General features: G+C 37.0%; 3 protein-coding genes. All 3 read left to right on the top strand.

Features of this window, described 5'->3' with window-relative positions; all coding sequences use genetic code 11:
- Positions 1-242 (top strand): type II toxin-antitoxin system RelE/ParE family toxin (locus LEP1GSC192_RS10295; RefSeq protein ID WP_020769909.1); only part of this gene is annotated, 242 nt, incomplete at its 5' end.
- Between the two features lie 195 nt (positions 243-437).
- Positions 438-1,442, top strand: a complete 1,005-nt coding sequence (locus tag LEP1GSC192_RS10290) for a hypothetical protein (RefSeq protein ID WP_020769910.1) — start codon at positions 438-440, stop codon at positions 1,440-1,442.
- A gap of 310 nt (positions 1,443-1,752) precedes the next feature.
- On the top strand, positions 1,753-1,890 hold a 138-nt coding region (locus LEP1GSC192_RS20150; protein WP_198289313.1), incomplete at its 3' end, for a BrnT family toxin.

Here is a 1,890-nt window from a genome sequence, read left to right as displayed (position 1 = left end):
AATTTCAAAGTAAACTCAAAGATCGTCAGTTTTCCCATCTTCAAAAGAAATTAACAGATTACGTCTATCCAATCCTAAAAAAGAATCCATTCTTTGGACCGAATATCAAAAAGCTGAAAGGGGAGTTTGACGGTCTTTATAGATATCGTATTGGTAAGTATCGTTTGTTCTATTTGATTAAAGATAACGAACTATTAGTAATATTTGTTGATGTAGATCAAAGAAAAGATAGTTACAAGTAGGTGCGGTCGCATCGCCTAACTTTCGGTGCTTCCGCGGCGCTTCGAGCTTGCTTCGCAACTCTCGCTTGGGCTTCGCCACATTTCGCTTTGTCACTCGTCTTGCAGAGCAAGTCTCGTGCCAAGTCCTTCGGACTCGCGAAACGTCGGAACACCTTGGTCGTTATACGCCATAACCACAATTAATGGAAAAATAAAATGCAAATCGAGAAAATTAGAGAAGAAATGAAAGGATTAAGGAATAGAAAGGTGGCACACCCCGAACTTGGTCCTTTAAATGATTTTGAAGAAGTGGATACTCAAAAAGAAGTTATTTTCGATTTTATAGAATCCTGCTTATCTGAACATGAATTATATACAGAATCACTTTCAAAACAATTATCTCAGAACACACTTGCGACGCTTGGCAATTGTGTTCAGACTGTAAAAACATATCTCGATCAGGTAGATCAACTGGTTTCTAATGGAATTCACAAGCCTGAGTTTCCAGGAACAAGGCAAAATATTCTAAATTGGTTCATAACCAAATCAATATTTACAGATCAAAAAATCATTAACTTTCAAGTTCAAGTGCTATATGCGAAGATAAAGAGTGATGCTTTTTTAAAAGATATTTCTGAAGGGAAAAAACATGCAATAAGGGAGATCGGTAAGCTTAGTAAAAGTGTTAAAGAAGCAGAAAAGATACTTGGTAATCTTCAAGATAAAATATCTACAAAAGTGATTTCTGAAACTGAAAGCACATTCAATAATTTGCAGTTTCAACATGAAAAATATGAAAGCAGATGGTTTTTGTCATTTGCTATTAGTTTAACTTTTTGCCTTATGCTCGTTGGCTATTCAGTATTTTGCGTATCTTTAGCAGATGATGCAAAGGTCGGTACTATAATAAAATATCTATTAGAAAGGTCATTTCTAATTCTCTTTCCTACTCTGATTGCGAAAATATCACTTACAAAATATCAAACTGAGCGACATTTGAATGTGCTTTATGCACATCGAGCAGCTGTTCTTTCTCAATATAAGGAGTTTGAAAATGCTATTGGTGATTCAGCCCCAGATAAAAATCAATTTAGATTAGAAATAGCAAAATACCTTTTTTCAGATCCTCAGACAGGATATTTAAAGGAAACTGGATCCGGCGATTTGAACGTTAATCCAATAATTAGTATAATGGAAAAAATTAATACCAATAAATCGTAATAGTTCAAATGGTTACGGCGTATAACTTTCGCCTCAGCCGCTACGCTTCGGGCTTGCTATCGCAACCCGCTCGCTTGGCCTTCGGCACATTTGCTTCCGTCACTGCACTTGCTTTCGCAAGCTCGTGCCGTCGCAAACGTCGGAGCACCTCGGTCGTTAGGCGAACAGCTCTGCATGACATTCTTTTCAAGTCTTGCGGGCATCCTTGCCCGCTTTCACTCGCTTAATCTTTTGTTATAGAAATGCGCATATTAGTATGCATAATTATATGTATTGACAAGGATTTCTCCCTTAGTTAATCTATGCATAGATGGAGTTTGAATGGGATCCTGTAAAGAATGAGGAAAATTTGCGGAAACATGGAATTGATTTCTTTGAAGCGCAAAGAGCATTCTTGGATCCAAATAGAGTTATTACTTTAGATGTTACCCATTCTTCTGACTCTGAA

The sequence above is a fragment of the Leptospira sp. B5-022 genome (assembly GCF_000347035.1).
Lineage (GTDB): Bacteria > Spirochaetota > Leptospiria > Leptospirales > Leptospiraceae > Leptospira_B > Leptospira_B cinconiae.
The sequence above is the reverse complement of the archived record's forward strand: the minus strand, read 5'-3'. Positions and strand labels throughout refer to the sequence as shown.